The following is a 22,748-nucleotide window of genomic DNA, read 5'->3' as shown; positions in this document are numbered from 1 at the left end:
GTCCTGCGGACACTCGGCACGTTCTTCAGGTCTCTCGGGACTCTGCTCGGGTGCCCTGCATCCGATGGAAACAACGACTGGAATCCGGACAGAATTCCCAACCCGCCCCCCGATTTTTCTGATCATGCAGTACCCTGTCCGGCCACACGGGGAGGCGCGATGCCGTCGGAGCATGCAGAGGTCCAGGTCAGACCGGGAACCGAGGGTGATCTGGTGACCCTCACCGACCTGTACAACCACTACGTACGTGAGACCGCGATCACATTCGACACCGTGCCTTTCACCCCGGAGGAGCGCCGCCCGTGGCTGCTCTCCCACCCTGAAGACGGCCCGTACCGCCTGATGGTTGCCACGGGCGCCGGTCCACAGCGGATTCTGGGGTACGCCACGTCCAGCCCGTTGCGGGCCAAGCCCGCCTACGCGACCTCCGTCGAGACGACGGTCTACGTCGCCCCGGACGTCGGCCGGCGCGGCATCGGCACCCTGCTCTACGAGGCGCTCTTCGAGGCCCTGGCCGGCGAGGGCCTGCACCGCGCGTACGCCGGTGTCGCCCAGCCGAACGACGCCTCGACGCGGCTGCACGAGCGCTTCGGCTTCCGGCACGTCGGCACGTACCGGGAGGTGGGCCGCAAGTTCGGCCGCTGGTGGGACGTGGCCTGGTACGAGAAGGAGCTGTGACCCGCCGCCCCGCCCTCGGAATCCCCCCCCCGACCCTCGGAACTCACCCCCCCAACCCTCGGAACTCACCCCTCGCGGCTCGGTCGACCCGCTCCTCGGGGCTCGGCGGACCCGCTCCTCGGGATCGGCGGACTCGCTCCTCGGGGCTCGTCCGAGTCACGCTTCGGGGCTCGTCCGAGTCATACCTCGGGGCTCGTCCGAGTCACACCTAGGGGCTTGTCCGAGTCACACCTCGGGGCTCAGCGGACCCGCCGTCCGGGACTCAGCCGAACTGCACCGACCGTTTGGCCAGCCCCATCCAGAACCCGTCGATCACGGACTTCTGTTCCCCGAGCTCGCCGGCGGCGTCCGCGGCGCCCATGGTGACGAAGAGCGGGGCGAAGTGCTCGGTGCGCGGGTGGGCGAGCAGGCCCGCCGGCGACTTGCGGGTGAAGTCGAGCAGCGCGTCCACGTCACCGGTCTCCAGCGCCCGCCGGCCCCAGTCGTCGAACTCCGCCGACCAGGCGGGGATGCCGCCCTGGCGCAGCGCGGCCAGGTTGTGGGTGAAGAACCCGGAGCCGATGATCAGCACGCCCTCGTCGCGCAGCGGTGCGAGCCTGCGCCCGATCTCCATCAGCTTCACCGGGTCCAGCGTCGGCATGGACACCTGGAGCACCGGCACGTCGGCCTCCGGGAACATCTCGACCAACGGTACGTAGGCGCCGTGGTCCAGGCCCCGGTCGGGGACGTCCTGCACGGGGATGCCGGGGGCGCGCAGCAGTTTGCGCACCGAGTCGGCGAGCGCGGGGGCGCCCGGGGCGCCGTAGGTGACCTGGTAGTAGTGCTCGGGGAAGCCCCAGAAGTCGTAGACCAGGGGGACCGTCTCGGTGGCGCCGAGGGCGAGCGGGGCCTCCTCCCAGTGGGCGGAGACGACGAGGATCGCCTTCGGGCGGGGCAGGCCGGCCGACCAGGCGGCCAGCTCGCCGGGCCAGACGGGGTCGTCGGCCAGGGGCGGGGCGCCATGACTGAGGTAGAGCGCGGGCATGCGCTCCTGGGCGGCGGCGGTCATGACGGCGACTCCCTTCGACGGTGCGAGTTCCCTCCACCTGGGTGCCGCGCACGGCGCGACCCCCGGCTTGCTTGAACTCTCAACTTCTACCCGCGAACTCTACGCCTACTTTGTTTAACCTTCAAGAAGGTCGGTCGTACAGTGGGATACATGAAGACGGCACCCGCATCGGCACGCGCTGACGAACCCCGCTGGCTCACGGACGAGGAGCAGCGCGTCTGGCGCTCGTACATCGACGCCTCCACCCTCCTGGAAGACCACCTCGACCGTCAGCTGCAGCGCGACGCGGGAATGCCGCACATCTACTACGGCCTGCTGGTCCAACTGGCCGAGTCCCCGCAACGGCGGCTGCGCATGACGGAGCTGGCGATGTCCGCGAAGATCACCCGCTCGCGCCTCTCGCACGCCGTGGCCCGTCTGGAGAAGAACGGCTGGGTGCGCCGCGAGGACTGCCCGTCCGACAAGCGAGGCCAGTTCGCGGTGCTGACCGACGACGGCTACGAGGTGCTGCGCCGGCACGCGCCCGGCCATGTGGACGCCGTGCGCCAGGCGGTCTTCGACCGGCTCAGCCCGGAACAGCAGAAGTCCCTCGGCGAGATCATGCGGATCATCGCCGAGGGACTTCAGCCGAGCGAAGCGGGTGCGGACCTGCCCTGGCTCCGCTGACGCGGAAGCCGGGGCAGGTCCCGGGAAGCCGTACGGACGAGGCGTCCCCTCCCCGTCCGTACGGGTGGTCCGAAGCGGTACCCGAAGGCGGCCGTAAGCCGTACCCGACAGCTACTGGCAGCCGTACCCGGCAGCGGCAGCCGTGCCCGAGGACGGGCTAGTGGACGACCACCGGCACCGCCAGTTCCTCCTCGGCTGAGGCGTCGGCGGACCCGGCGACGGCGGTGCCGCCCGGCCGGCCGGCGTTGATGAAGGTCACGGCGATGGCCGCGGCCGCCACCAGGATGCCGACGGCGAACCAGATCGCGCTGGTGTAGCCCTGCACCTGCCCCTGGAGCTGGACCAGCTGCTGCTGGGACCGGCTGGTGGCGCCGCCGATGTGATCGGCGATGTAGGAGGTGGTGGCCGAGGCGGCGATCGTGTTCAGCAGGGCCGTGCCGATGGCGCCGCCCACCTGCTGCGAGGTGTTGACCATCGCGGAGGCGACACCGGAGTCACGCGGCTCGACACCCAGCGTGGACAGCGACATGGCCGGCATGAACGCCGTACCCATGCCCAGGCCGAGCAGCAGCATGCCGGGCAGCAGGACGGCCGCGTACGAGGTGTCGATCTCCAGCTGCGTCAGCAGCAGCATGCCGAGCGCGGCGACCAGGAAGCCGGGGCCCATCAGCAGCCGGGGCGCGACCCGGGTCATCAGCCGGGTGCCGATCTGCGTGGAACCCGTGATCATGCCCGCGATCATCGGCAGGAAGGCGAAGCCGGTCTTCACCGGCGAGTAGCCCTTCACGACCTGCAGGTAGTACGTCAGGAAGAGGAACAGGCCGAACATCGCGATGATCGCCAGGCCCAGCGAGAGGTAGACACCACCGCGGTTGCGCTCGGTGATCACGCGCAGCGGCAGCAGCGGCGCCTTGACCTTCGCCTCGACCGCCACGAACGCGGCGAGCAGCACGGCGGAGGCGACGAACATGCCGATCGTCAGCGAGTCGCTCCAGCCCTCGGACTCCGCGCGGGTGAAGCCGTAGACCAGCGCGACCAGACCCACCGTGGACAGGACCACGCCGGGGATGTCCAGCGGCGAACGGTTGCGGCCGCCCGCGGGCTCACGGATGACGAAGTACGCGCCGGCCGCGGCCACCACGGCGAACGGGATGTTCACGAAGAACGTCCAGCGCCAGTCCATGTACTCGGTGAGGAAACCGCCGAGGATCAGACCGACGGCACCACCGCCACCGGCGATCGCGCCGTAGATGCCGAACGCCTTGGCGCGCTCCTTGCCGTCGGTGAACATCACCGCGAGCAGGGACAGCGCGGCGGGCGCGAGCAGCGCGCCGAACACGCCCTGCAGGGCGCGGGCGCCGAACATCATGGCCTCATTGGTGGCCGCGCCACCGAGCGCGGACGCCGCGGCGAACCCGCCCAGCCCGAGCACGAAGGCCCGCTTGCGCCCCCACAGGTCGGCTATCCGGCCGCCGAACAGCAGCAGTCCGCCGAAGGCGAGGGCGTAGGCGGTGACCACCCACTGGCGGTTGCCGTCCGAAATACCCAGGTCCTGCTGGGCGGAGGGCAGGGCGATGTTCACGATGGTGGCGTCCAGGACGACCATCAGCTGGGCGAGCGCGATGAAGACGAGCGCTTTCCAGCGGTTGGCGTCGGCGGCACCGGGACCAGTACCGAATCCGGAGCCGGAGCCGACGGACTTTCCGGCCGTCGAGGCTGTTTGAGACATGGGGGTACCCACTTCGGAATGTGTGACGGAAATCGAGACTGTGTAAGGAAAAATCGGGCGTCTTCAGGGAACGACGCGTCCCCGGTGGGGACGGCCGCCGTATGCGGACGCCCGTGATCGGTGCGATCGGACCGCGATCTGCACGAGGCGTTCAGGCCGTTCGGGCCCGCACCGGCGCGATACGCGCTCGCTCCGCGACTTTCCGATCTCTGCGTGATCGGGCCGGGGCGGTTCGGGTCGGGCCTGCGTTGTCAGGGATGGCTCAGCGGCGCAGGTCCTCCACGGTCACGGCCGCACCCGGCAGGACGGTCGGGGCGGGTGCCCGCATCCCGTCCAGGAACAGCTGAAGATGGCGGTGGACGAAACGGTCGGCGTTCAGACAGCCGGTACCGGCCGGCGGCCGGCTCAGCTGGGCGACGCCGACCATCAGGTCGCCGTACTCCACGTCGTCACGGAGCCGACCGGCCGCCTTGGCGCGGTCCATCAGCTGCGCGACGAGGCTCTCCGCACGGCGGCGCGCGTCCTCCAGGTCGGGATGGTTCTGGTCGAAGGTGCTGGAGACCATCGGGCACAACGCGCTGATCCGCTCGTCGGCGGCCGCGTGCGCGAAGCGCTCCAGCGCCTCGAAGGCGTCCCCGGTCTCGCTGAGCGCCTGCTCGGCCGCCCGCACCGTACGGTCCATCACGGAGCAGACGACCTCGCGCACCAGCGCGTCACGGTCGGGGAAGTTCCGGTACACCGTGGCATTGCCGACGCCGGCCCGGCGGGCGATCTCGTCGAGCGGCACGTCCGGCCCGAACTCGACGAACATCTCCCGGGCGGCGGTGACGATCCGCTCCCGGTTGCGCAGGGCGTCGGCACGGGGCCGAGGCATCCTGCGCGCTTCGGGGGTGGCGGTCTGCACGGTGCCCTCCTTCAGTCGCAATCGCTCTGACTCTTCTGGCTCACACTCGGTGCCTCCGCGATCCGGGGAGTGAATCCCCGTTTCGCTCGGACACGGGTGTAAACGGGGAAACGATCCCCGCTTATTTCCTTCCTCGCGAACTTCCCCTGTGACCCGCCTCACATCGCCGGCACCGCCCTCCGTCTCCGGACGGGACCCACGATCGGCCCTCCCAGCGAGCGCCCGCGCAGCCGTCACCGCAGGGTGATCGAGAGGGTGCAGTCGGAGTCCGGCGGCTGCCGTGTGGAGCGGGAGGTCCCCCATGCAGCCGCAGCCGAGCCGCAGCCGGATATCCGCGCGCCGCCTGGCGGCCCTGGCATCCGTGACCGCCCTGACCCTCGCCGTCAGCACCTCCGCCGGCAACAGCCGGCTCTCCCCCGGCTCCTCCGTCGCCGGCGCCGGCCCCAGCGCCCTGTACCGCACCTCCGCCCACGGCCCCTGCATGATCAGCGGCGACAGCCACATCCAGATGTCCGAGGGCATCCCCACCGCCCAGGGCTACACCCGCTCCACCGGCACGGTCCGCGCCCTCACCCTGATGATCGACTTCTCGGACGCGCCCGGCGAGGGCGACGCCCTCGACCGCTACCGGGAGTTCTTCCCGAAGACCCGCGAGTGGTTCGCCACCAGCTCCTACGGCCGCCTCGACTACCGCCCCGAGATCCCCGTCCCCGACTGGCTGCGCATGCCCAAGTCCTTCCGGGAGTACGGCATAGAGCGCGGCGCCCCGTTCGATCCCGGCTACCGCGAACTGGTCGACGACATCGTGGCCGAGGCCGACCACAAGGTCGACTTCCAGTCGTACGACCTGCTGAACGTCCTGGTGACCCCCAACGCGGGCCCGGCCGCGCTCGACACGGTCCTGTCCGTCACCTTCGCCGGCAACACCGAGGCCCCGACCGCGGACGGCGTCCCCGTCGCCAACGCCTCCTTCGTCTACTCCCGCCAGGACGACGGCTCCGGCTCCTACGACCGCACCGGCTACCGCGTCCTGCCGCACGAGAACGGCCACGTCTTCGGCCTGCCCGACCTCTACACCGCCGAGGGCGGCGGCGCGGTCGGCCACTGGGACATCATGAGCGAGGACTGGGGCGCCAACAACGACCTCCTCGCCTGGCACAAGTGGAAGCTGGGCTGGCTGGACGCGGACCAGGTCGACTGCGCGGCCGACCCCGGAACCAAGGAGTACACGCTGACGCCGCTGGCCCGGACCGGCGGCCCGAAACTCGTGTTCGTCCCGCTGAACCGCCACTCCGGCTACGCCGTCGAACTGCGCACCCGCGCCGGCAACGACGAGGCGGTGTGCCGCCCCGGCATCCTGATCTACCGCGTCGACGCCAACGTGGACACCGGCATGGGCCCCATCACCGTCTACGACTCACGCCGCGACAGCGGCGGCTGCACCCGCACCCCCAACGTCCACGCGGAACTCTCCGACGCCACCTTCACCCCGGGCGAGAGCTTCATCGACCGCCGCACCGGAGTCCGGGTGACGGTGGTGGCGGCCGACGAGAACACCCACCGCGTCCGCGTCTCCCGCACCTCCCCCAACTGACACCACCCACCCGGACCCCCACACCCCCACAACCGCCATCCGGTACGCTGACGCCTGTGGCCGCACACGCAGGCCACAACCCACGCCTTCGTAGCTCAGGGGATAGAGCACCGCTCTCCTAAAGCGGGTGTCGCAGGTTCGAATCCTGCCGGGGGCACAGAAAAACGCCTGGTCAGAGGCCCTTCCGTCCGACGGACGGGAGGGCCTTCGTACTCGCAGCACACATATGGCACACATGCGGCTGCGGGCAGAGGTGGGGAGCTGTGCGAGATGCCCTCGAAGGATGAGCTGGCCCGGCGACGGTACGAGAAGCTGGTCGACCGGCTTGAGTCGCTGATGCGGGCCGCGCTGAAGCCGGAGTTCGAGGACTACTACGGGCAGCTGATCCTCGGCGCAGACGATCTTGCGGAGATGGGCGAGCTCAAGGATGTCCGGCGTGCCGCCAGGGAGGCGGGACAGCGTCTCGCCTGGAAGACAACCACGCACCTCGTCGGCGGGAGGCTCTTCGTCCTCGACGAGCGCGAGGTACCTGAGAGGATCGAGCGGTTGGCTGGGGATGCGGCCGCTGCTGCGATGGACCGGTTCTGGGAGGAAAGCCGTCGGCCGCGACTGACCTGATCCGAGAAGGACGCAAGGGGGCACCCCACCGCATCAGCGCGGTGGGGTGCCCCCTCGGTTACGGCGCCCCGGCACGGGTTAGGCACACATCACGCGGCGTCTACCTCCAGGGCGGCCACGGTCTCGGCGGCCTCACGGGCCTTCCGCTCCGCTTTCTCCAGCTTGGCCTTTGCCTTGGCCAGTTGCTTGGAGCGGCGCTTGTGCATCTTCTTCGAGACCTCGTCCAGGCGGTCGGGAAAGAGGTGCCCGTAGGTGTCCAGGGTCAGCGTCGCGGACTTGTGGCCCAGCATCGTCTGTACGACGTTGACGTCCGCGCCGCTGGCGATGGCGAGCGAGGCCGCCGTGTGGCGCAGCTTGTGCGGGGTGACCTTGAGATGCCCCAGCCCCGCCCGAGTGACCGCAGGCGCGAAGAACCGCTGACGGAAGTTGCGCGCCCGCAGGGGGCCGCCCTGGGGGGCCGTGAAGAGCAACTCCTCATCGCCCCGTCTCTCGACGTGGGGCTTCAGCTCCTCGGCAAGGAAGCGCGGGATCGGCACGGATCGGCGCTCGTGGTTCTTGGGGGTGTCGAGGTAGAGCTTGCCGTTGTCCTCGACGTACGCCTCGACGATGTGGGCCCTGCAGGCGGCCAAGTCCACACGGCCCACCTTCAACGCCGACGCTTCGCCCCACCGCAGACCGGTGTAGGCCAAGAGTTGGATGAACACCCGGTAGGCACCTGCCGCGTTCGCGAGTGCCTCGACCTGCATGTCGTCGAGGTACACGTGGTCGGTCGGAGCCGGCTTCGGCAGGGGCACCCCGAGGGCGGGATTGACGGCTAGGCGGCGGGCCTTGACCGCGTAACCGAGGACACGGCTCAGCACCACATACGCCTTGCGGACCGATCGCGGGCTGAGCTTCCGGCCTCCCGTCGCCTGGCCGGACAGCATGTCGGCCAGCCACTCGGCAATGTCCTCGAAATGGATGCGGTCGAGGGACGTGGTGCCCCACCTGGGGGTCACATGGACGTCCAGAACACCCCGGTACCGGTTGCGCGTAGAACGCTTCAGGTGAATCTGGGCGGCGAGCCAGGAGTCCGCGACCTCAGCGAACTTGGCGCGCGCGGCAGCCGGGTCGCGGTAGGAACCGTCATTGAGACGTGATTCCACCTTCAATCGCTCGGCGTCGGCATCGACCTTGCGGGCCAAGGTCTTCATCTTCGGCTTGCCGTCGGGGCCATACCAGCGAACCCGGTAGCGCCCAGGTGGCGTGCGCCCCACTCTCTTGGCTTCGGTCACCGCACGCATATAGGCCGCGTGACCGATGCGGTCCTCGATCCAGACGCGTGCCAACTAGCGCCCCTCCCGGTCGGTACCGGATGAAGAAGCGAACGGGAGCAGCAGGGTCGCCGGAGGGACTCCGAGCACGGCAGCGATCACGACGAGGTCGTCGACGTCGCAACGGCGGCGCGCGCGTTCCGTACGGCTGAGCGCGATGTTGGTCATCGCGCGCCCCAGAGCGGCGCAGCCAGCTGCGAGTTGCTGCTGAGTGAGGGCGCGGTTGAGGCGCGCGCGCTCTATCGCCTGGGCGGTGTGGAGGCCGGCAGGGCCGATTTCTATGGGTCGAGTTGCCATAACACGTAGCTTTAACGTGCGACCGACCTTTTTGGCAATAGTTGGTTCTTAAACCCTACAGAAGTCGCGTCCCGCCGAATCAGCAATCGCACCGACTAATGCCTGACACACGGCGGCAGGAAGGCTGCACTGCTGACTCCCCCCTCGGGAAAGGAAGCGCAGTGTAGCTGACTGCACCCCTGGACGATGCGCCGCCACCTGGGCTTACGAACCGCCCGCCACCTTGGCGCCGACTTTTTGGTCAACCGCAAATTCACACCTACGGTATTGCCTCCCGTGCTCACCAACGGGAACTTCTGGAGCCTTCTAGAACCAACTCTGGACTTCTCCGCCTCGGGTGTGGCTGTGTTGTCCACGCAGTTGTCCGAAACCGAAAAAGGAGCCCTATGCCGAGCCTTTACCCCCGTCCCGCCCACGCCGCCGCCGACGCCGACCGGCGCGGCCCCCTGGCCACCCCGGCGGAAGTCGCCGAGTACCTCGGAGTGCCGGTCAAGACGCTCTACCAGTGGAAGTACCGGGGCATCGGCCCGAACGTGCACAAGGTCGGCCGCCACCTGCGCTACCGCTGGACCGAGGTGGACGCCTGGCTGAACGCCCAGGCCGCGTACGACCTCGCCGTCTGAGACCACCCCACGGGAAAGCGAAACGGCTCCCGGCGAGCCACCGCCGGGAGCCGCGCGGCCCCTTCCCCCATCGCCCCTTGCCAGAAAACGATCTGTCTCGGTGAGTCCGGACCTTGCCCGTCCGGCTCACCAGGGAGGAACGCCTGTGGACGAATCTACGACCTCTCGCACCCCCACCGCACCCGCCGTCACCCCGTCTTGGCCACCCGTGGCCATCCCCGGCCAAGGCCCGGCGTCCGATCCCTCATCCAGCGAGCGTGATCGGACCGACAGCTCCAACGAGGGCGCCGGCCTGCTGGACGAGCTGCGCGCAGCGATCGCCCGGTACGTGATCCTGCCCAGTGGCGAGGCGCTGACCGCCGTCACGCTGTGGGTGGCGGCCACGCACATCCAGCCGGCACTGCAGCACGCTCCGCGCCTGGCGGTGGTCGGGCCGGCGAAGCGGTGCGGCAAGTCCCGCCTGCTGGACGTGATCACGGAGACGGCGCACGACCCGCTGATCACCGTGAACACCAGCCCGGCTGTCGTCTTCCGCGCCATCGGTGACGACCCGCCCACTCTGCTGGTGGACGAGGCCGACACCATCTTCGGCAGCATCAAGGCCGCCGAGAAGAACGAGGAACTGCGCGGCCTGCTCAACGCCGGCCACCAGCGCAACCGGCCCGCCCTGCGGATCTCCGGCCCCGAGCACAAGACGCGGAAGTTCCCCACCTTCGCCATGGCCGCGCTCGCCGGCATCGGCGCCCTGCCGGACACGGTCATGGACCGGGCGGTGGTGATCCGCATGCAACGCCGCAAGGACGGCGAGCGCGTCGAACAGTTCCGCTCCCGCCGCGACATCCCAGCCCTGCACACCCTGCGGGACCGCCTGGCGGCCTGGATCCGTCCGCTCATGGACACCGCCGCGGACCTGGTACCGCGGATGCCGGTGCAGGACCGCGCGGCGGACACCTGGGAACCGCTCGTGATCATCGCGGAGCTGGCCGGCGGCACCTGGCCCGAGGACGCGCGCGCTGCCTGTGTGGCCATGTGCGCCGCCGAGGCGGACAAGGACGACGAGTCCAACCTCAAAACCCGCCTGCTGCAGGACATCCGGCGCGCCTTCGCCCGCTGCGGCGACCCGGACATCATGCGCACCCGGGACCTGCTGGAGGAGCTACTCAAGGACCAGGAGGCTCCGTGGGCCGAGTACGGCACCACCGGCCTCAGCCCACGCCACCTTGGGCTCCTCCTGAAGGACTTCGACATCAAGGCCGCCACCCTCCGCTTCGAGGGCGGCAGGCAGGCCAAGGGCTTCGCCCGGCTCCGCTTCACCGACGCCTGGGCGCGGTACTGCCCGGAGGAGTCCACTCCCGAGAACGGTGACGAGAGCGCCCCGATAGGCCCGGACCCGCACCCGTAAAGACTCGTCGCACCCGTCGCATCGCAGGTCAACCCCGTGACGGGTGTCGTCGCTGCGACGAGTCGTCTCGTACCACGACGAACACCCGTACCTGCTCTGACCAGCCGTGCGACGGGTGCGACGGGTCCGCCACCTCGCTGTCCACCATCCTCCCCGCTTGGAGCACCCGCTTGCCCGTACGCACCACCGCGACCCCAGTACCGATGATGACCGCCGCGATCCGCCTGGGGGTCGCTCTGGTCGGCACGATCGGCTTCGCCCTCTCGTACGACGCCCTGCGACAGATGGCAGTGGCCATCCACATCCGCGGAGTGCTGACGTACGCCTTCCCGCTCGTGATCGACGGGTTCATCGCCATCGGCGTCGCGGCCCTGCTCATCCTGCGGGCCGCCCCCTGGCGCTCCCGCCTCTACGTCTGGTCCCTCGTCGGCGTCGCCACCATCACGAGCATCTGGGCGAACGCCCTGCACGCCGTCCGTCTCAACCAGGAGAGCGACGCCGCCGGGCTCCACCTGGACGACGTCACCGTCGGCGCCCTGTCGGCCATCGCCCCGCTCGCGCTCGCCGGAGCCGTCCACCTGGATCTCGTCATACGCCGCCACCCCACTGGTCGGCACTCGACTGAACCGGTCAGTGCTCAGCGCCACACTCACGTCGAGGACTTGCTGCGGCCCGCTCCGGACAGCGACACGGCCGATGCCTCGAAGGGCGCGGCACAAGCACGGCATGAAGTTGTGGCGGAGGACATCGCGGACGTGGCGGACCCTCCGGCCGAAGTGGCGGCGGCGCGTCAGCCCCACAGCCCGATCAAGGGTCGGCAGCCCAGCGCTTCCACGGAAACGCTCCTGGCTCTCGGCCGCGCCGCGCCCCTGGGCCGCCAAGGACGTATCTCCCGCCGCCACGTCGAAGCGGCGATCCGAGCCCAGGGCCACCCCGTCGGCAAAGACCGCCTCACCGAGATCACACGCCGCCTGCAGGCCGAACTCGACCGTACGCCCGAGCACGTCTCCTAACGCGCTCACCGGTCGGTACCTCCCGTCATCGCGCCGCTCAGCGAGTGAACAGAAGGCGGAGCCGACCGCCCATGGCACATCCCGTCCGCCGACCCCTAGCAAGGACTGCCCCCATGCGCGAAGCCCGACGTGAGCTGCCCCCCGGACTGCGGGAGACGACCACAAGCGTCACCCAGCCAGCAAGGTATGACGCTGGACCGTCCAAGGGCCGGTCCAACGCGGACACCTCCGCCCCGGGGGTGGCGGAGGACCTCGGGCACCGGGGGGTGCCCGAGGAGGAAACGCCCACCGGCGCGGCCGAGCAGTCCCCCGCCGCGCTCGCCGACGAAGTCACCCTGCGTCGTATCGCTCGCCGGCGTACCCGCGAGAGCGTCCAGCGCAAAGAGCGTGTCGACGTCCGCTACAGCGCCGACGAGAAGTTCCGGATCCTCGCCCGTGCCCGCAAGACGGGCATCGCCGGCGCCCACCTCGTCGGCGCCGTCATCATGGCCTATCTCGACGGCGACCTCTCCGTGGGCCTGTCTGGGCAGCGCACCCAGCTCGACGACTGCCTCGACAAGCTCGACGCCCTGCGGGCCCAGGTCGCCCGCGTCGGCAACAACGTCAACCAGATCGCCCACCGCCTCAACGCCGGAGGCGATCCGCACCCTGTGGACACCGCTGTCCTCGCCCAGACCGAGCGCACCCTGGACGCCGTCCGCGCCGCCATCGGCGACATCGCGCAGACCATGAACCACGCCGTCTCCGCGAGGGCGGCCCGGTGATCGCCAAGATCGGCAGCGGCAAGAGCACCGCCGGCCTGATCCGGTATCTGTTCGACACGAAGAAGGCCAAGGACCACACCGACCCGCACCTGGTCGCCTCCTGGGACGGCTTCGCTCCCGATCCCGGCCGCGCCGACGACTTCGACGCCACAAAGCTGCGGCTCGTGGCCGACCTCGACCTGCGGGTCAAGCAAGCCCGCCGACTGGGCCGGGCGCCCGAGCGGCACGTGTGGCACTGCTCGGTACGTGCCGCCCCCGGCGACCGGCACCTCACCGACGCCGAGTGGGCCGACATCGCCCACCGGATTGTGGCGGCCACCGGCATCGCGCCACAAGGCGATCCCGACGGGTGCCGGTGGGTCGCCGTACGCCACGCGGACGACCACATCCACATCGCCGCCACCAAGGTCCGAGGCGACCTGCGCACCGCCCGCCACTGGAACGACTACCTCACGGCGGACAAGGAACTCGCGGCCATCGAGAAGGAATACGGCCTGAAGCGGGTGGTGCGCGGCGACCGCACCGCCGCCCAGCGCCCCACCCGCGCCGAGACGGAGAAGGCCCGCCGCGCCGGCAAGACCAAGACCTCCCGCGAACACCTGCGCACCACCGTCCGCCAGCTGGTGTCCATCGCCACCAGCCCGGAGGAGTTCCTCCACCTGCTCGACGGGGTCGAGGGCGTCCTCGTCGACGTCCAGCGCTTCCCGTCCGGCGACGTGCGCGGGTACAAGGTCGCCGTGGAACGCGACACCAACGCCGCCGGTGAACCGGTCTGGTTCTCCGGCGCCAAACTCGCCCCCGACCTGTCTTACCCCAAGATCCGCGAACGCCTCACCGGCGTCGAAGCTACGCCCGTCACCGAGCCGGGCAGACGACGCGGACCCAGCCCCTGGCACCAGGCCACCGCTGCGGCCGAGCGCATCCTCCACCACCTCGACCACGGCGACGAGGCAGCCGCCCAGGCCCACATCGCGGCCTTCGGCGAAGCCATCGATGTCCTGCCGCTGCTCGCCCCCGGCCACCTGCGGCGACAGCTCCAACAGGCCGCCACAGCGTTCGAACGCGCCACCCGCTCCCGCATCCGCGCCCAGCAGGACCAGGCCCACGCCCTCCGGGGCGCCGTCCGCGCCCTGCGCACCGCCCCGGTCACCGGCGACGGCTCCGGGCTGGCCATGTTCCTCGACCTCGCCGTCCTCGTCGTCATCGCCACGGCCCGCTGGCACCAGGCCCGCCGGCACGACCAGCAGGTCGCGGCCGCCCACCAGGCCCTTGTCCATCTGCAGGCCGCCTACCAACAGGCTGCTGCCGAGCCGCTGGCCGCCCTGGCCCAGCGTCGACCACCGGCCCGCACCGTGGAAAGGCACGCCCAGCGGATCCTCATGATCGTGCCCGAACACGCTCAGCAGGTCCTCGACGACCCCGCCTGGCCGGCTCTGGCCGCCGCCCTGACCGAAGCCGAGACCGCCGGCCACGACCCCGAGCTGCTCCTCCAGCATGCCGCCCGCCAGCGCACCCTGGACGACGCCCACTCCACCGCCATGACCCTCACCTGGCGTGTCCAACGCCTCGCCGCCCGGCAATCCCCCAGCGATCGAGCACGAGCCGCCCAAGCCCGTACGTGGGTGACACCACGACCGGCACACTCCGGCCAGACACGACCGAGCCCGTCACCGCCTGGGCCTGCGGACCCCACGCGACACCGGTAATTCCGGCACTGACGGCCTCGTGTCTCGAGGCCGTCAGCCATGGGGATACACCTTCTTACCAAGTGACGGACACAGTCACCGCGTCGTGCTGACCATAGGCTCCAGCAAGCAGAGTGCTTCCTCCCAGCGGAAGCGCTCCGCCGCGCCGCCGGCCCTCGGCCGGTGCGGTTCGCAGGAACCGGTCAGGACACCCATCCCCCGCAGCCGGTCCAGGCTCTGCTGGTATGCGGGGTGGGCAGCCTGGGCGGAGTTCAGGTAGGGCAAAGCCACGGTCGGGATGCCCATGCCGTACGCCTCGCACAGGATCCCCAGGGCGAGGGTGTCGGAGATCCCGGCGGCCCACTTGTTGATCGTGTTGAAGGTGGCGGGAGCCACGGCGATCGCGTCCGCCGGGGGCAGGGGGCGCGGGCCTCCCGGTGAACGCCAGGCGGAGCGGATCGGGTAGCCGGTCTGTGCCTCGATCGCCTTGGTATCGATGAAGCCGAGCCCCTGTGGTGTGGCGATGACGCCGACGTCCCAGTTCGACTCCTGGGCAGCCGTGATGAGCTTGCCGACGTCGCGGGCAACACCTGCAGCGCACACTACGACGTACAGGAAGGGCTTCTTGTCCGGGGCGGTCGGTTCGGTCACGCGGGGACTCCCAGTTGACGACTGAAGTGGTGCAGTTCCGGCAGAGTACGTCGGCGGTCGCGGGCTGCCATATCCGCGACCAGGTGGCGGACGTCGGGGCGGCGGATGTCCTGGGCGGCGCAGGTCTCGGCGATGCGCAGGGCTTGGTAGCCGTCGGCCAGGCGGCCCTGTTGGCTGTAGGCGCGGGCCGCTTCGACCCATAGTGCGGCCCGGCGTTCAGGCACCGGGATGTGCCGGCGCATGAGGGGCCGGGCCGCCTGAAGGGCGAAGCCGGCGTCGCCGAAGGCCACCAGAGCGCTCAGCTCGTGCAGAGCGACGTTGGTCGGGCTGAAGGTGGCCCAGGCGTCGGGCCGGTCCAGGGTCACATACCGGGAGACTTCCTTGGCCTCGGTTAGGAATTCCTTCGTGGCCGCGCGATCACCGCGGCTGCTGGCCGCGGTTACACCGCGCAGGAGCAGCAGTCCGACGGCGGCGAGGTACTTCGGTGAACGCCGGTCGTAGGAGCCGGTGAGCTGGTCCGCGGTGTGCCGTACCAGGGTGACGGCCTCTGTGGCGTGCTTCTCGCGGACCAGGACGTGGGCCTGGACGCGGACGCTGGAGGCGAGAACGACCGGGTCGCCCGAGCGTTCGGCTTCTGCCATCGCCCGGCCGACGGCGAGCCATGCGTTGCCCTGGTCGTGCTGCTTGAGCAGCAGGCTCGTCGCCGTCTGGTACGCGGTGGCCAGGAGGCGGGACACCGTATCCCTGTCCGTCGCATCACCGGCCGCCAGTCGCAGGTCGGCGATCAGGCTCGGGAGGGTGAGCTCCAGCTCTGTGTAGTGGCAGGTGTGGAAAAGCCTGAGCGCTGATCCGACGCGTTCGTACAGGACGGCGGTGTCCTGGGGGCCACCGGTGCCCGCGGGGCCGGGACCGGGCAGGAGGGCCTGGACGAGGGCGGTGTGCGAGGCCATAGAGCCGGCCGGGGCCGCGAGCGCTGCGATGCTCGCGGCGAGGAAAGTGCGGCGGTGCATGTCGTCAGCTTCTTGATCGACGGCGGAGACGTCCTGAGATGGGGCTAGACCCAACTCCTCGGGCGGGATGTTCAGTTCCTGCGCGATGGCGCGTAGTACGCGAATGTCATCCGTGCCACGACCGCTCTCCAGACGGCTCACCTTGGACTGGTGATACCCGAGCGCTGCGGCCACGTCATGCTGTGAACGCCGCTGTAACACCCGTGCCCGACGGATCCGTTCTGCGATCCGTCTCGCTTCGCCATGCGCGTCGGCCATCTGCCACGGCTCCTTCCGCCGTCGCTGATCCTGCCTGCTCAATCGAGCATAGGTCAGGCGTGGTTGGCGGTGATGCAGCTCCTGCATAAGTCATGCAGCGCCCGCGTCAGGGCTCACCACTCACGGCGACGGGCTGGTTGCTTGGTGTGGCCGCACCTACACCGGGAGGCCGCTCATGGCAGCGCACCAGCTCGCTCTCTTCCTGCCCGCGACGCCCGCCGCAGCAAGCGAGGCCCGGCGCCAGGTCGTGGACGCGATAGCGGCCTGGGACTCGGGACTGGGCGCCGAGGTGGTGGAGACAGCCGAACTGCTGGTCAGCGAGCTCATCACCAACGCGGTCCAGTACGCCGGCGCCGGATCCGTCTCGCTCGCGGTCTGTCTCGACGCGACCGTCCTGCGGATCGAGGTCTGCGACACGAGCCCGGTACTGCCCCAGCCAGCTCTGCCCAACGTGGACAGCGAAGGCGGCCGGGGCCTGTTCCTCGTCGCCGCTCTCGCCGACCGGTACCACTCCGAGCCTACGGAGACCGGCAAGCGGTGCTGGGCCGAGATCGGCCTGACCAGCAAGCCCATCCAGGAAGTCGCCTGTTTCCTTCCTCTCCAGAGGAGTTGATGATGACGACCACCCACGCCCCCGGCGTGGCCGCCGAGGTGATCGCCGTACGCCCCGGGTCGCCGCTCGCCGGCACCGTGAGCGTCGACGGCTCCAAGAACGCCGCACTGCCGCTCCTGGCCGCCGCGGCTGCCCTCGGCTGCCCGGTCCGGCTGGGCAACGTCCCGGACAGCACGGACGTCCAGATCATGCTTGCTCTGCTGCAGCAGGCGGGCTGGCATGTCACGCAGCCCGTCGGCGAACCGACCACCTATGTGATCCTGCCATCGGGGGCATCTCGCGGGCAGCCCGATCTGGCGCAGGCAGCCCACATCCGCGCCTCGTACTACCTCGTCCCCGCCCTGCTCGCGCGTTACGGCCAGGCACAGCTGCCCTGGCCGGGTGGCTGCCGAATCGGCGCGCGTGGCATGGAGCTGCACTTCAAGGTGTACGAGGCGTTCGGCGACCGGAGCCGACTGAACAGCTCCGGTTACGGCATCGAGGCACTCGGCTCTCACACCGGCACCGTCTCCATCGCACTGCCGTTCCGTTCTCGCGGTGCGACCGTGGCCGCGACCCTGAGCGCTCTCACGACCGGCCGCCCCTTACGCCTGGGTCAGCCCAACCTCTCACCCGAAGTCCTCAGCGTGCTCGACGCCCTGAGTTCGGTGGGCTGGGAGACGCGCGCCAGCGAGCATGTACTCACTCTCTCACCGCCTTCCTCGTCGTCGGCTGCCCCCGCTGCCTGGACAGTTCCCGGAGACAAGATCGAGGCAGCCACGCTCGCCTGCGCAATCGCCGCGACACGCGGTACTGCCCGTATCGACGGCGTGCAGGCCAAGGACGTAGGCCCGTTCGTGGCTGCCCTTCATCAGCTCGGCATCCCCGTCGTCGCGGAATTGGATGGCCTTACCGTCCGCGCCCAGGAGGCAGCCCCCACGGGTCGCCCCCTGCGGGCCATCGCTTCCCTGAGCCCGGCCGGTCTGGATGCCGACTTCGAACCACCGCTCATGGCACTCGCCTTGGGACTGCCCGGGACGCATCTGTTCGCCGACGCGATCAATCCCGGCCGCCACGGCAACCTGCTGCCGCAGCTGGCCCGCCTGGGCGCCGAGATCGAGGAGATCTCCCCCACCGAATGCCGCCTGACGGGGCCCCAACTACTCACGGGCGCAGGCGTTGAAGCCACAGACATCCGCACCGGCGCCGCCCTCATGGTCGTCGGCCTCACGGCCCGAGGCGTCACCACCATCGGCGGCCTCGACCAGTTGCGCCGCGGCCACGCCGACCTGTCCGGCAAGCTGCGCGCCCTGGGTGCCGACATCTGCGAGGTCACCCCATGACCACCGAAGGCCGGAACCTGCGCCAGATCGTTGCCACGACGGACGTCCACTCCGCCTTCGACAACGCCGCACCGTTTCTGACCCACCTCCACGCGCTGCGCCCGACCTCGCTCATCGTGGACTGCGGCGACTTCTTCGAAGGCAGCGGGTATTACCGCCTCGCTGGCGGCACGATCGAGCGGGAGATCCTGCTCGGGCTGTACGACGTGCTGGCTCCCGGCAATCATGGCTGGTCCCACCACTTCGAACCCGACCTTCACCGGCGCACTGTCTGCGCCAACGTCGTTCATGCCAGCACCGGCGACGCTCTCTTCCGCCGCCTGTACGTCGCCGACGTCGATGGACGGCGCGTCGGCGTAACCGCTGTGATCGGTCGGCAAGCCTTCCACTCGATCCCGGCCGCCCAGCGAGTCGGCCACTGCGTGACCGATCCCCTCCAGGCCCTGCGCGACGTGATCCTCGCCCACGTCCACGAGGTGGACAGCTGGGTCCTGCTCAGCCACTCCGGCTTCGACGAGGACCGGGAACTCGCGGCGGCCTGTCCCTTCCTCGACGTGGTCTTCGCAGGGCACTGCCACAGCGACCAGTACGGGCCGGTCCGAGTCGACGACACCCTGGTCGTCAAGGGCCGGGAACTCGCCGAAGGCTACGCAATCGCCGCACCCGTGGGCCGGGGATGGGGTGCAGGCACCACATCCTTCCCCGATCGGGTCCCGAGCGTCGTTCCGACGGAGCTTGCGGATCTGTGCTCCCAGATCGACGGCGTCAAGCAGCAGCTGGCCGCCACCCTCTGCCCGCTCGGAGCGGTCTACCGCCACCGGACCCTCGACCGGCGCAGCCTGCTTCTGGACCTCACCGCCCGTCTGCGAAGGGGGCTCGGCGCAGACGCGGTCATCCTCAACGAGACGGCGCTACGAGCCGTAACACTCGGCGACAGCCTCACCCACGGTGACCTGCTCTCCATCGAGCCGTTCGCCAACCAGCTGGTGCACGCCCACGTACCCGAGTCAGCGCGCAGCGACCTCCCCGGATGGCTCTCACATCTGACCACCCAGATCGGCCCGCTCGTCACCGCTCCCGATCCCTTGCCGGACGCCGTCACCACCGTGCTGACCACCGATTACCTCGCCGAGACCCACCTCGGCGGACGCACGCACGAGGCCGGCCTGCGCCTGGACCACGCCGTCCAGCACGTCCTCACCGCTCCCGGCACCGCGGAAGGAGGCAGCCAGTGATCCTCACCGGCCCGGAGATCACCGCTGCCGCTCACGACGGCCGCCTCAGCATCACCCCGTTCGCCGCCGACCAGGTCAACCCCAACAGCTACAACGTCCGTCTGGGCCCCACCCTGATCACCTACACGAGCACAGTCCTGGACGCCCACCTGCCCAATCCCACCTACAAGACAACCATCGGCTCGGAAGGGCATGTCCTCCAGCCAGGCGAGCTCTACCTCGGCCACACCCTCGAAGAGGTCGGCTCCGACACCTTCGTGCCGCTGCTGTTCGGCCGCTCCTCCGTCGGACGTCTTGGCCTGTTCGTCGAGATCACCTCGCCCATCGGCGACATCGGCTTCCATGGGCAGTGGACGCTCATGCTCACCCCGACCCGGCCGCTGCGCGTGTACGCAGGCATGAAGATCGGGCAGATCATGTTCTTCGTCTCCACGGGCGCCGTGGAACTCTACAGCGGCAAGTACCAGGCCGCCGCAGGACCGCAGCCCTCCGCCTACTGGCGAGACCTCGCCCGGCTCCCGGCGGTGGCGCCGTGATCCTCACCGGCCCCGCCATCGCCGCCGCTGTCCAGGCCGGCGAGATCATCATCGACCCCTACGAGCCCAGCCGCGTCTCCCCCAACGCCTACGACTGGCGGCTCGGCGACACGATCCGCGTCTGCGACGACGACCTCGACGCTGCAACCCCCACCGCCTTCACCGAGGAGTCCATCCCCGACACCGGCTTCGTGCTGCGCCCTGGCCTGCTCTACCTGGCCATCACCCTGGAGCGGACCGGTTCTGAGATGTACGCGCAGCTGCTGAACGGCGACCTCACCACCGGCTCCCTGGGCATCTGGGTCCACGTGTCGGCCCCGCTCGGACACCAGGGCCATGCGATCCGGTGGACGCTGGAGATCCGCGCCACGCGACCGGTGCGCGTGTATCCGGGCATGACCTTCGGCAAGCTCGTCTTCCTCACCCCCCTCGGCGCACCGACCAGCTACCAGCAACAGCCCGCCAAGTACGCCTCCACAGAAGGCATCGGCATCTCGCGCCTCTACGAGGAGATCGACGGAGGCACACGGTGAATGCTCGCTCGGCCACCGGCCCGATGGCCGCCACCTTCCTGGACCTCCCCGCCGGAAGCCCCGGCGGCAGCGTCGAGCTCTTCCTCGACCTCTACACCGGCCAGCAGCCCCTCATCCCGGCCCGCGCCTTCATGCTCGCGCCACCCGGTCACGCTCCCCGACCGCCCGTCGGACTCAACCTGCTGCCCGTGGCAGGCAAATGCCTGGAAGGACCGGCCTTCAGCCGCTACGTCGCCGCCCTTCGCAGAGCACTCACAGCCGCGGTCGATCCCGCGCAGATCGACGTGCTCCACCTGCAGCACCTCGCGTTCGGCGCCACTCCTGCTCTCATCCGCGCTCTACCGACACATCCCCGGATCGCCCTCGTCCACGGCACGGACCTGCTCTTCGCTGAGACACACCGAGACCAGCTCCAGGTGCTGCGCGAAACAGCCAGAGCCGCCGACGCCGTCGTCGTCCCCACCAACGCGATGGCCGACCGCCTCCGCAAGCTCGCCCCGCAGATCGAACGCCGCAAGATCACCCACATCCCCTGGGGCATCCCCGACCACCTGCTCACCGACCCGCCGCCCCGGCCAGTGCGCACATCCACCAGCCACCTGCGGCTGCTGTACGCAGGACGCCTGACCACCGAAAAGGGCGTCGAGGCCCTGATCAAGAGCTTGGCTTCCGTGCCCGGCGTCGAGCTGAGCATTGCGGCGCCCAGAGCCCAGTTCCATGCTCTGGCCCCGCTGATGCAACGAGCAGGCGTACGAGTGCGGTACCTCGGCTGGCTCCGCCGTCCTCAGCTGTGGAAAGCCTTCACCGAACACGACGTGCTGGTCGTGCCGTCCACCACCCTGGAGGCCATGGGACTCGTCGCGCTGGAAGCCCAAGCGTGCGGACTACCCGTCCTCTACCAGCCCATCCCTGGTCTCAGCGAAACGCTCGCGGCATCCGGTACGGCCACGGACTTCGCCTACTCAGCCGCACTCGCGCGCGACCTCGACCGGCTGAGGGCGACGCCCGGACTGCTGACCGCCCTGCGACAGGCGGGTTACGCAAACGCGGCTCGCCACCCTCTTTCGGCGACCGCGCGCTCCCTGACCGAACTCGGCCGACAGCTCACCTGAATCCGGCCGCCGGACGACCCGCCCCGCCACTACCCGGACCGCTCCGCGAACGTCACTACGCTGACCGACGGGGCACCCCGTCGAAGAGGGAGACCATGACGTACGACCGCGACCGCATCGAAGCCCTGCTCGACCAGGGAGTCCGCGACAAGATGTACCCGGGCGCCGTGTGGGCCACCGGCGACGCAACCGGCACCCTCGCCCAGGGCACAACAGGCGTCCTTGACCCCGACGAGCCGGACGTGCCGATGCGCACCGACACCGTCTTCGACGCCGCCAGCCTCACCAAGATCCTGGCCGTCTGGTCCTCCATCGGCGCCTTGTGGGAGGACGGTGCCCTCGACCTCGACCAGCCACTCGGCAGCTTCTGGCAGGAAGTCGCCAGGCACCCACTCGGAGCCGTCACCGCCCGGCAGCTGCTGACACACACCGCCGGCGTCCCACTGCGGGCGCAGCTGAAGAACCTCTACGGCACCAACCCCCACGAGATCCGCCGAGGCGTCCTCCAAGAACAACTTCACCGGACACCCGGAGGAGCCGTCGAGTACACCGACCGGGCCGCCCTCATCCTCGGCTACCTCGCCGAACACCTCTCCGGCCAGCCCCTGGACCGACTGGCCACCACCCGCACCTGGCACCCACTGGGCATGACCAGCACCCGCTTCGGCCCCCTGCCCGCCGACCTCGCCGCCCGCTGCGCACCGACCGAACTCGACCAAGACACCGACACCCACCTCAAGGGAGTCCCCCACGACTTCTCAGCCCGCCTCCTGGGCGGCGTCTGCGGCATCGCAGGCGTCTTCACCGTCCTCGACGACCTCGCCACCTTCCTCCAGTACATGCTCGACCCTGCTGCGTCCCATGTGCGGGCTGGTTTCGGCAGCGAGTGGACCACCCGCTCCCTGATCATCGGGACCGGTGAGCTGCAGCCGGCTCGTGGCCTGTTCTGGCATCCCGCTCCCGGCACCACCACTGAGGATGACGTCTGGGTCCACTACGGCTTCACGGGCACAGGCATTTGGATCTCTCCCACCAAGGGCCGTTGGGCGGTGCTCCTGACCAACAAGCTCTACTACACCCGTGACCGCGAACCGCTGAACGGCGTCCGCAATGCCTTCCGAAAGCTGGCTTTCACTTAGAGGTC

The 22,748-nt window shown here is 69.8% G+C and carries 23 protein-coding genes and 1 tRNA gene; 17 read left to right on the top strand and 7 right to left on the bottom strand.

The genetic code is table 11. From position 1 onward, the window contains the following. Window positions 1-159 precede the first annotated feature (159 nt). The gene (locus FGW31_RS20040; RefSeq protein WP_142194807.1) at window positions 160-678 is read left to right on the top strand and encodes a GNAT family N-acetyltransferase; all 519 of its coding nucleotides are present in this window, start codon (window positions 160-162) and stop codon (window positions 676-678) included. Window positions 679-940: 262 nt separating this feature from the next. Here FGW31_RS20040 and FGW31_RS20035 read toward each other — a convergent pair whose 3' ends face one another. Next, a complete protein-coding gene (locus tag FGW31_RS20035) occupies window positions 941-1,726 on the bottom strand; it encodes a dioxygenase family protein (protein ID WP_182674928.1) in 786 nt (261 codons plus the stop codon). Between the two features lie 150 nt (window positions 1,727-1,876). Here FGW31_RS20035 and FGW31_RS20030 point away from each other — a divergent pair, with 150 nt between their 5' ends. Continuing rightward, a complete protein-coding gene (locus FGW31_RS20030) occupies window positions 1,877-2,392 on the top strand; it encodes a MarR family winged helix-turn-helix transcriptional regulator (RefSeq protein WP_142194806.1) in 516 nt (171 codons plus the stop codon). A gap of 157 nt (window positions 2,393-2,549) precedes the next feature. On the opposite strand, the gene FGW31_RS20025 is transcribed toward FGW31_RS20030, so the two are convergent. Both FGW31_RS20025 and FGW31_RS20020 read right to left on the bottom strand, forming a co-directional pair. Further along, on the bottom strand, window positions 2,550-4,121 hold the full coding sequence (locus FGW31_RS20025) for an MFS transporter (RefSeq protein ID WP_142194805.1): 1,572 nt from the start codon (window positions 4,119-4,121) through the stop codon (window positions 2,550-2,552). Window positions 4,122-4,383: 262 nt separating this feature from the next. Next, on the bottom strand, window positions 4,384-5,025 hold the full coding sequence (locus FGW31_RS20020) for a TetR/AcrR family transcriptional regulator (protein WP_182674931.1): 642 nt from the start codon (window positions 5,023-5,025) through the stop codon (window positions 4,384-4,386). A 301-nt stretch (window positions 5,026-5,326) separates the two neighbouring features. Between FGW31_RS20020 and FGW31_RS20015 the strand changes: the two genes are divergently transcribed. From FGW31_RS20015 to FGW31_RS20005, 3 genes are all read left to right on the top strand, one after another. Next, window positions 5,327-6,619, top strand: coding sequence for a M6 family metalloprotease domain-containing protein (locus FGW31_RS20015; RefSeq protein ID WP_142194804.1), 1,293 nt, complete (start codon window positions 5,327-5,329; stop codon window positions 6,617-6,619). Between the two features lie 84 nt (window positions 6,620-6,703). Continuing rightward, a tRNA-Arg gene (locus tag FGW31_RS20010) sits at window positions 6,704-6,776 on the top strand. A gap of 113 nt (window positions 6,777-6,889) precedes the next feature. Then, a complete protein-coding gene (locus FGW31_RS20005; RefSeq protein WP_142194803.1) occupies window positions 6,890-7,237 on the top strand; it encodes a hypothetical protein in 348 nt (115 codons plus the stop codon). Window positions 7,238-7,326: 89 nt separating this feature from the next. On the opposite strand, the gene FGW31_RS20000 is transcribed toward FGW31_RS20005, so the two are convergent. Both FGW31_RS20000 and FGW31_RS36105 read right to left on the bottom strand, forming a co-directional pair. Then, window positions 7,327-8,565: a tyrosine-type recombinase/integrase gene (locus FGW31_RS20000; RefSeq protein ID WP_182674934.1), complete on the bottom strand. Its 1,239-nt coding sequence runs from the start codon at window positions 8,563-8,565 to the stop codon at window positions 7,327-7,329. Further along, a complete protein-coding gene (locus tag FGW31_RS36105) occupies window positions 8,566-8,718 on the bottom strand; it encodes an XRE family transcriptional regulator (RefSeq protein WP_142194802.1) in 153 nt (50 codons plus the stop codon). 515 nt (window positions 8,719-9,233) lie between these two features. Here FGW31_RS36105 and FGW31_RS19990 point away from each other — a divergent pair. The 5 genes from FGW31_RS19990 (at window position 9,234) to FGW31_RS19970 (ending at window position 14,355) form a co-directional block, all read left to right on the top strand. Further along, window positions 9,234-9,470 carry a helix-turn-helix transcriptional regulator gene (locus FGW31_RS19990; protein ID WP_142194801.1) on the top strand — a complete coding sequence of 79 codons (237 nt, stop codon included), beginning with the start codon at window positions 9,234-9,236 and terminating at the stop codon, window positions 9,468-9,470. A 145-nt stretch (window positions 9,471-9,615) separates the two neighbouring features. Then, window positions 9,616-10,872, top strand: a complete 1,257-nt coding sequence (locus tag FGW31_RS19985; protein WP_142194800.1) for a DUF3631 domain-containing protein — start codon at window positions 9,616-9,618, stop codon at window positions 10,870-10,872. A gap of 206 nt (window positions 10,873-11,078) precedes the next feature. Then, window positions 11,079-11,885 carry a DUF2637 domain-containing protein gene (locus tag FGW31_RS19980; protein WP_142194799.1) on the top strand — a complete coding sequence of 269 codons (807 nt, stop codon included), beginning with the start codon at window positions 11,079-11,081 and terminating at the stop codon, window positions 11,883-11,885. 113 nt (window positions 11,886-11,998) lie between these two features. Next, entirely contained in the window at window positions 11,999-12,649 is a 651-nt protein-coding gene (locus tag FGW31_RS19975) for a MobC family plasmid mobilization relaxosome protein (RefSeq protein ID WP_142194798.1), read from the top strand. Beyond that, window positions 12,646-14,355, top strand: coding sequence for a relaxase/mobilization nuclease domain-containing protein (locus FGW31_RS19970; RefSeq protein WP_142194797.1), 1,710 nt, complete (start codon window positions 12,646-12,648; stop codon window positions 14,353-14,355). The genes FGW31_RS19975 and FGW31_RS19970 overlap by 4 nt, the downstream gene beginning before the upstream one ends. A gap of 75 nt (window positions 14,356-14,430) precedes the next feature. Here FGW31_RS19970 and FGW31_RS19965 read toward each other — a convergent pair whose 3' ends face one another. Together FGW31_RS19965 and FGW31_RS19960 are read right to left on the bottom strand one after the other, a co-directional pair. Then, the gene (locus FGW31_RS19965) at window positions 14,431-14,985 is read right to left on the bottom strand and encodes a flavoprotein (RefSeq protein WP_142194796.1); all 555 of its coding nucleotides are present in this window, start codon (window positions 14,983-14,985) and stop codon (window positions 14,431-14,433) included. Continuing rightward, on the bottom strand, window positions 14,982-16,253 hold the full coding sequence (locus FGW31_RS19960; protein ID WP_182674941.1) for a helix-turn-helix domain-containing protein: 1,272 nt from the start codon (window positions 16,251-16,253) through the stop codon (window positions 14,982-14,984). Before FGW31_RS19960 ends, FGW31_RS19965 begins: the two co-directional genes overlap by 4 nt. Window positions 16,254-16,428: 175 nt before the next feature. On the opposite strand from FGW31_RS19960, the gene FGW31_RS19955 reads away from it, so the two are divergent. The 7 genes from FGW31_RS19955 (at window position 16,429) to FGW31_RS19925 (ending at window position 22,743) form a co-directional block, all read left to right on the top strand. Next, complete coding sequence (locus FGW31_RS19955; RefSeq protein WP_142194795.1) at window positions 16,429-16,866, top strand: ATP-binding protein; 438 nt, start codon at window positions 16,429-16,431, stop codon at window positions 16,864-16,866. 2 nt (window positions 16,867-16,868) lie between these two features. Next, window positions 16,869-18,188 (top strand): UDP-N-acetylglucosamine 1-carboxyvinyltransferase, encoded by a 1,320-nt coding sequence (locus tag FGW31_RS19950; RefSeq protein WP_182674960.1) that lies wholly within the window; start codon window positions 16,869-16,871, stop codon window positions 18,186-18,188. Then, complete coding sequence (locus tag FGW31_RS19945) at window positions 18,185-19,423, top strand: metallophosphoesterase (RefSeq protein ID WP_142194794.1); 1,239 nt, start codon at window positions 18,185-18,187, stop codon at window positions 19,421-19,423. Before FGW31_RS19950 ends, FGW31_RS19945 begins: the two co-directional genes overlap by 4 nt. After that, window positions 19,420-19,959: a dCTP deaminase gene (gene dcd / locus FGW31_RS19940; protein ID WP_142194793.1), complete on the top strand. Its 540-nt coding sequence runs from the start codon at window positions 19,420-19,422 to the stop codon at window positions 19,957-19,959. Before FGW31_RS19945 ends, dcd begins: the two co-directional genes overlap by 4 nt. Next, window positions 19,956-20,492: a dCTP deaminase gene (locus FGW31_RS19935; RefSeq protein ID WP_142194792.1), complete on the top strand. Its 537-nt coding sequence runs from the start codon at window positions 19,956-19,958 to the stop codon at window positions 20,490-20,492. Before dcd ends, FGW31_RS19935 begins: the two co-directional genes overlap by 4 nt. A gap of 23 nt (window positions 20,493-20,515) precedes the next feature. Continuing rightward, a complete protein-coding gene (locus FGW31_RS19930; RefSeq protein ID WP_142194993.1) occupies window positions 20,516-21,604 on the top strand; it encodes a glycosyltransferase family 4 protein in 1,089 nt (362 codons plus the stop codon). Window positions 21,605-21,699: 95 nt separating this feature from the next. Further along, window positions 21,700-22,743, top strand: a complete 1,044-nt coding sequence (locus FGW31_RS19925; protein WP_142194791.1) for a serine hydrolase domain-containing protein — start codon at window positions 21,700-21,702, stop codon at window positions 22,741-22,743. Window positions 22,744-22,748 lie beyond the last annotated feature (5 nt).

Source organism: Streptomyces calvus, from assembly GCF_006782915.1.
In the GTDB taxonomy this organism is placed as follows: Bacteria; Actinomycetota; Actinomycetes; order Streptomycetales; family Streptomycetaceae; genus Streptomyces; species Streptomyces calvus.
Note: the sequence above shows the minus strand (reverse complement) of the source record. Positions and strands in the feature narration are given on the sequence as shown.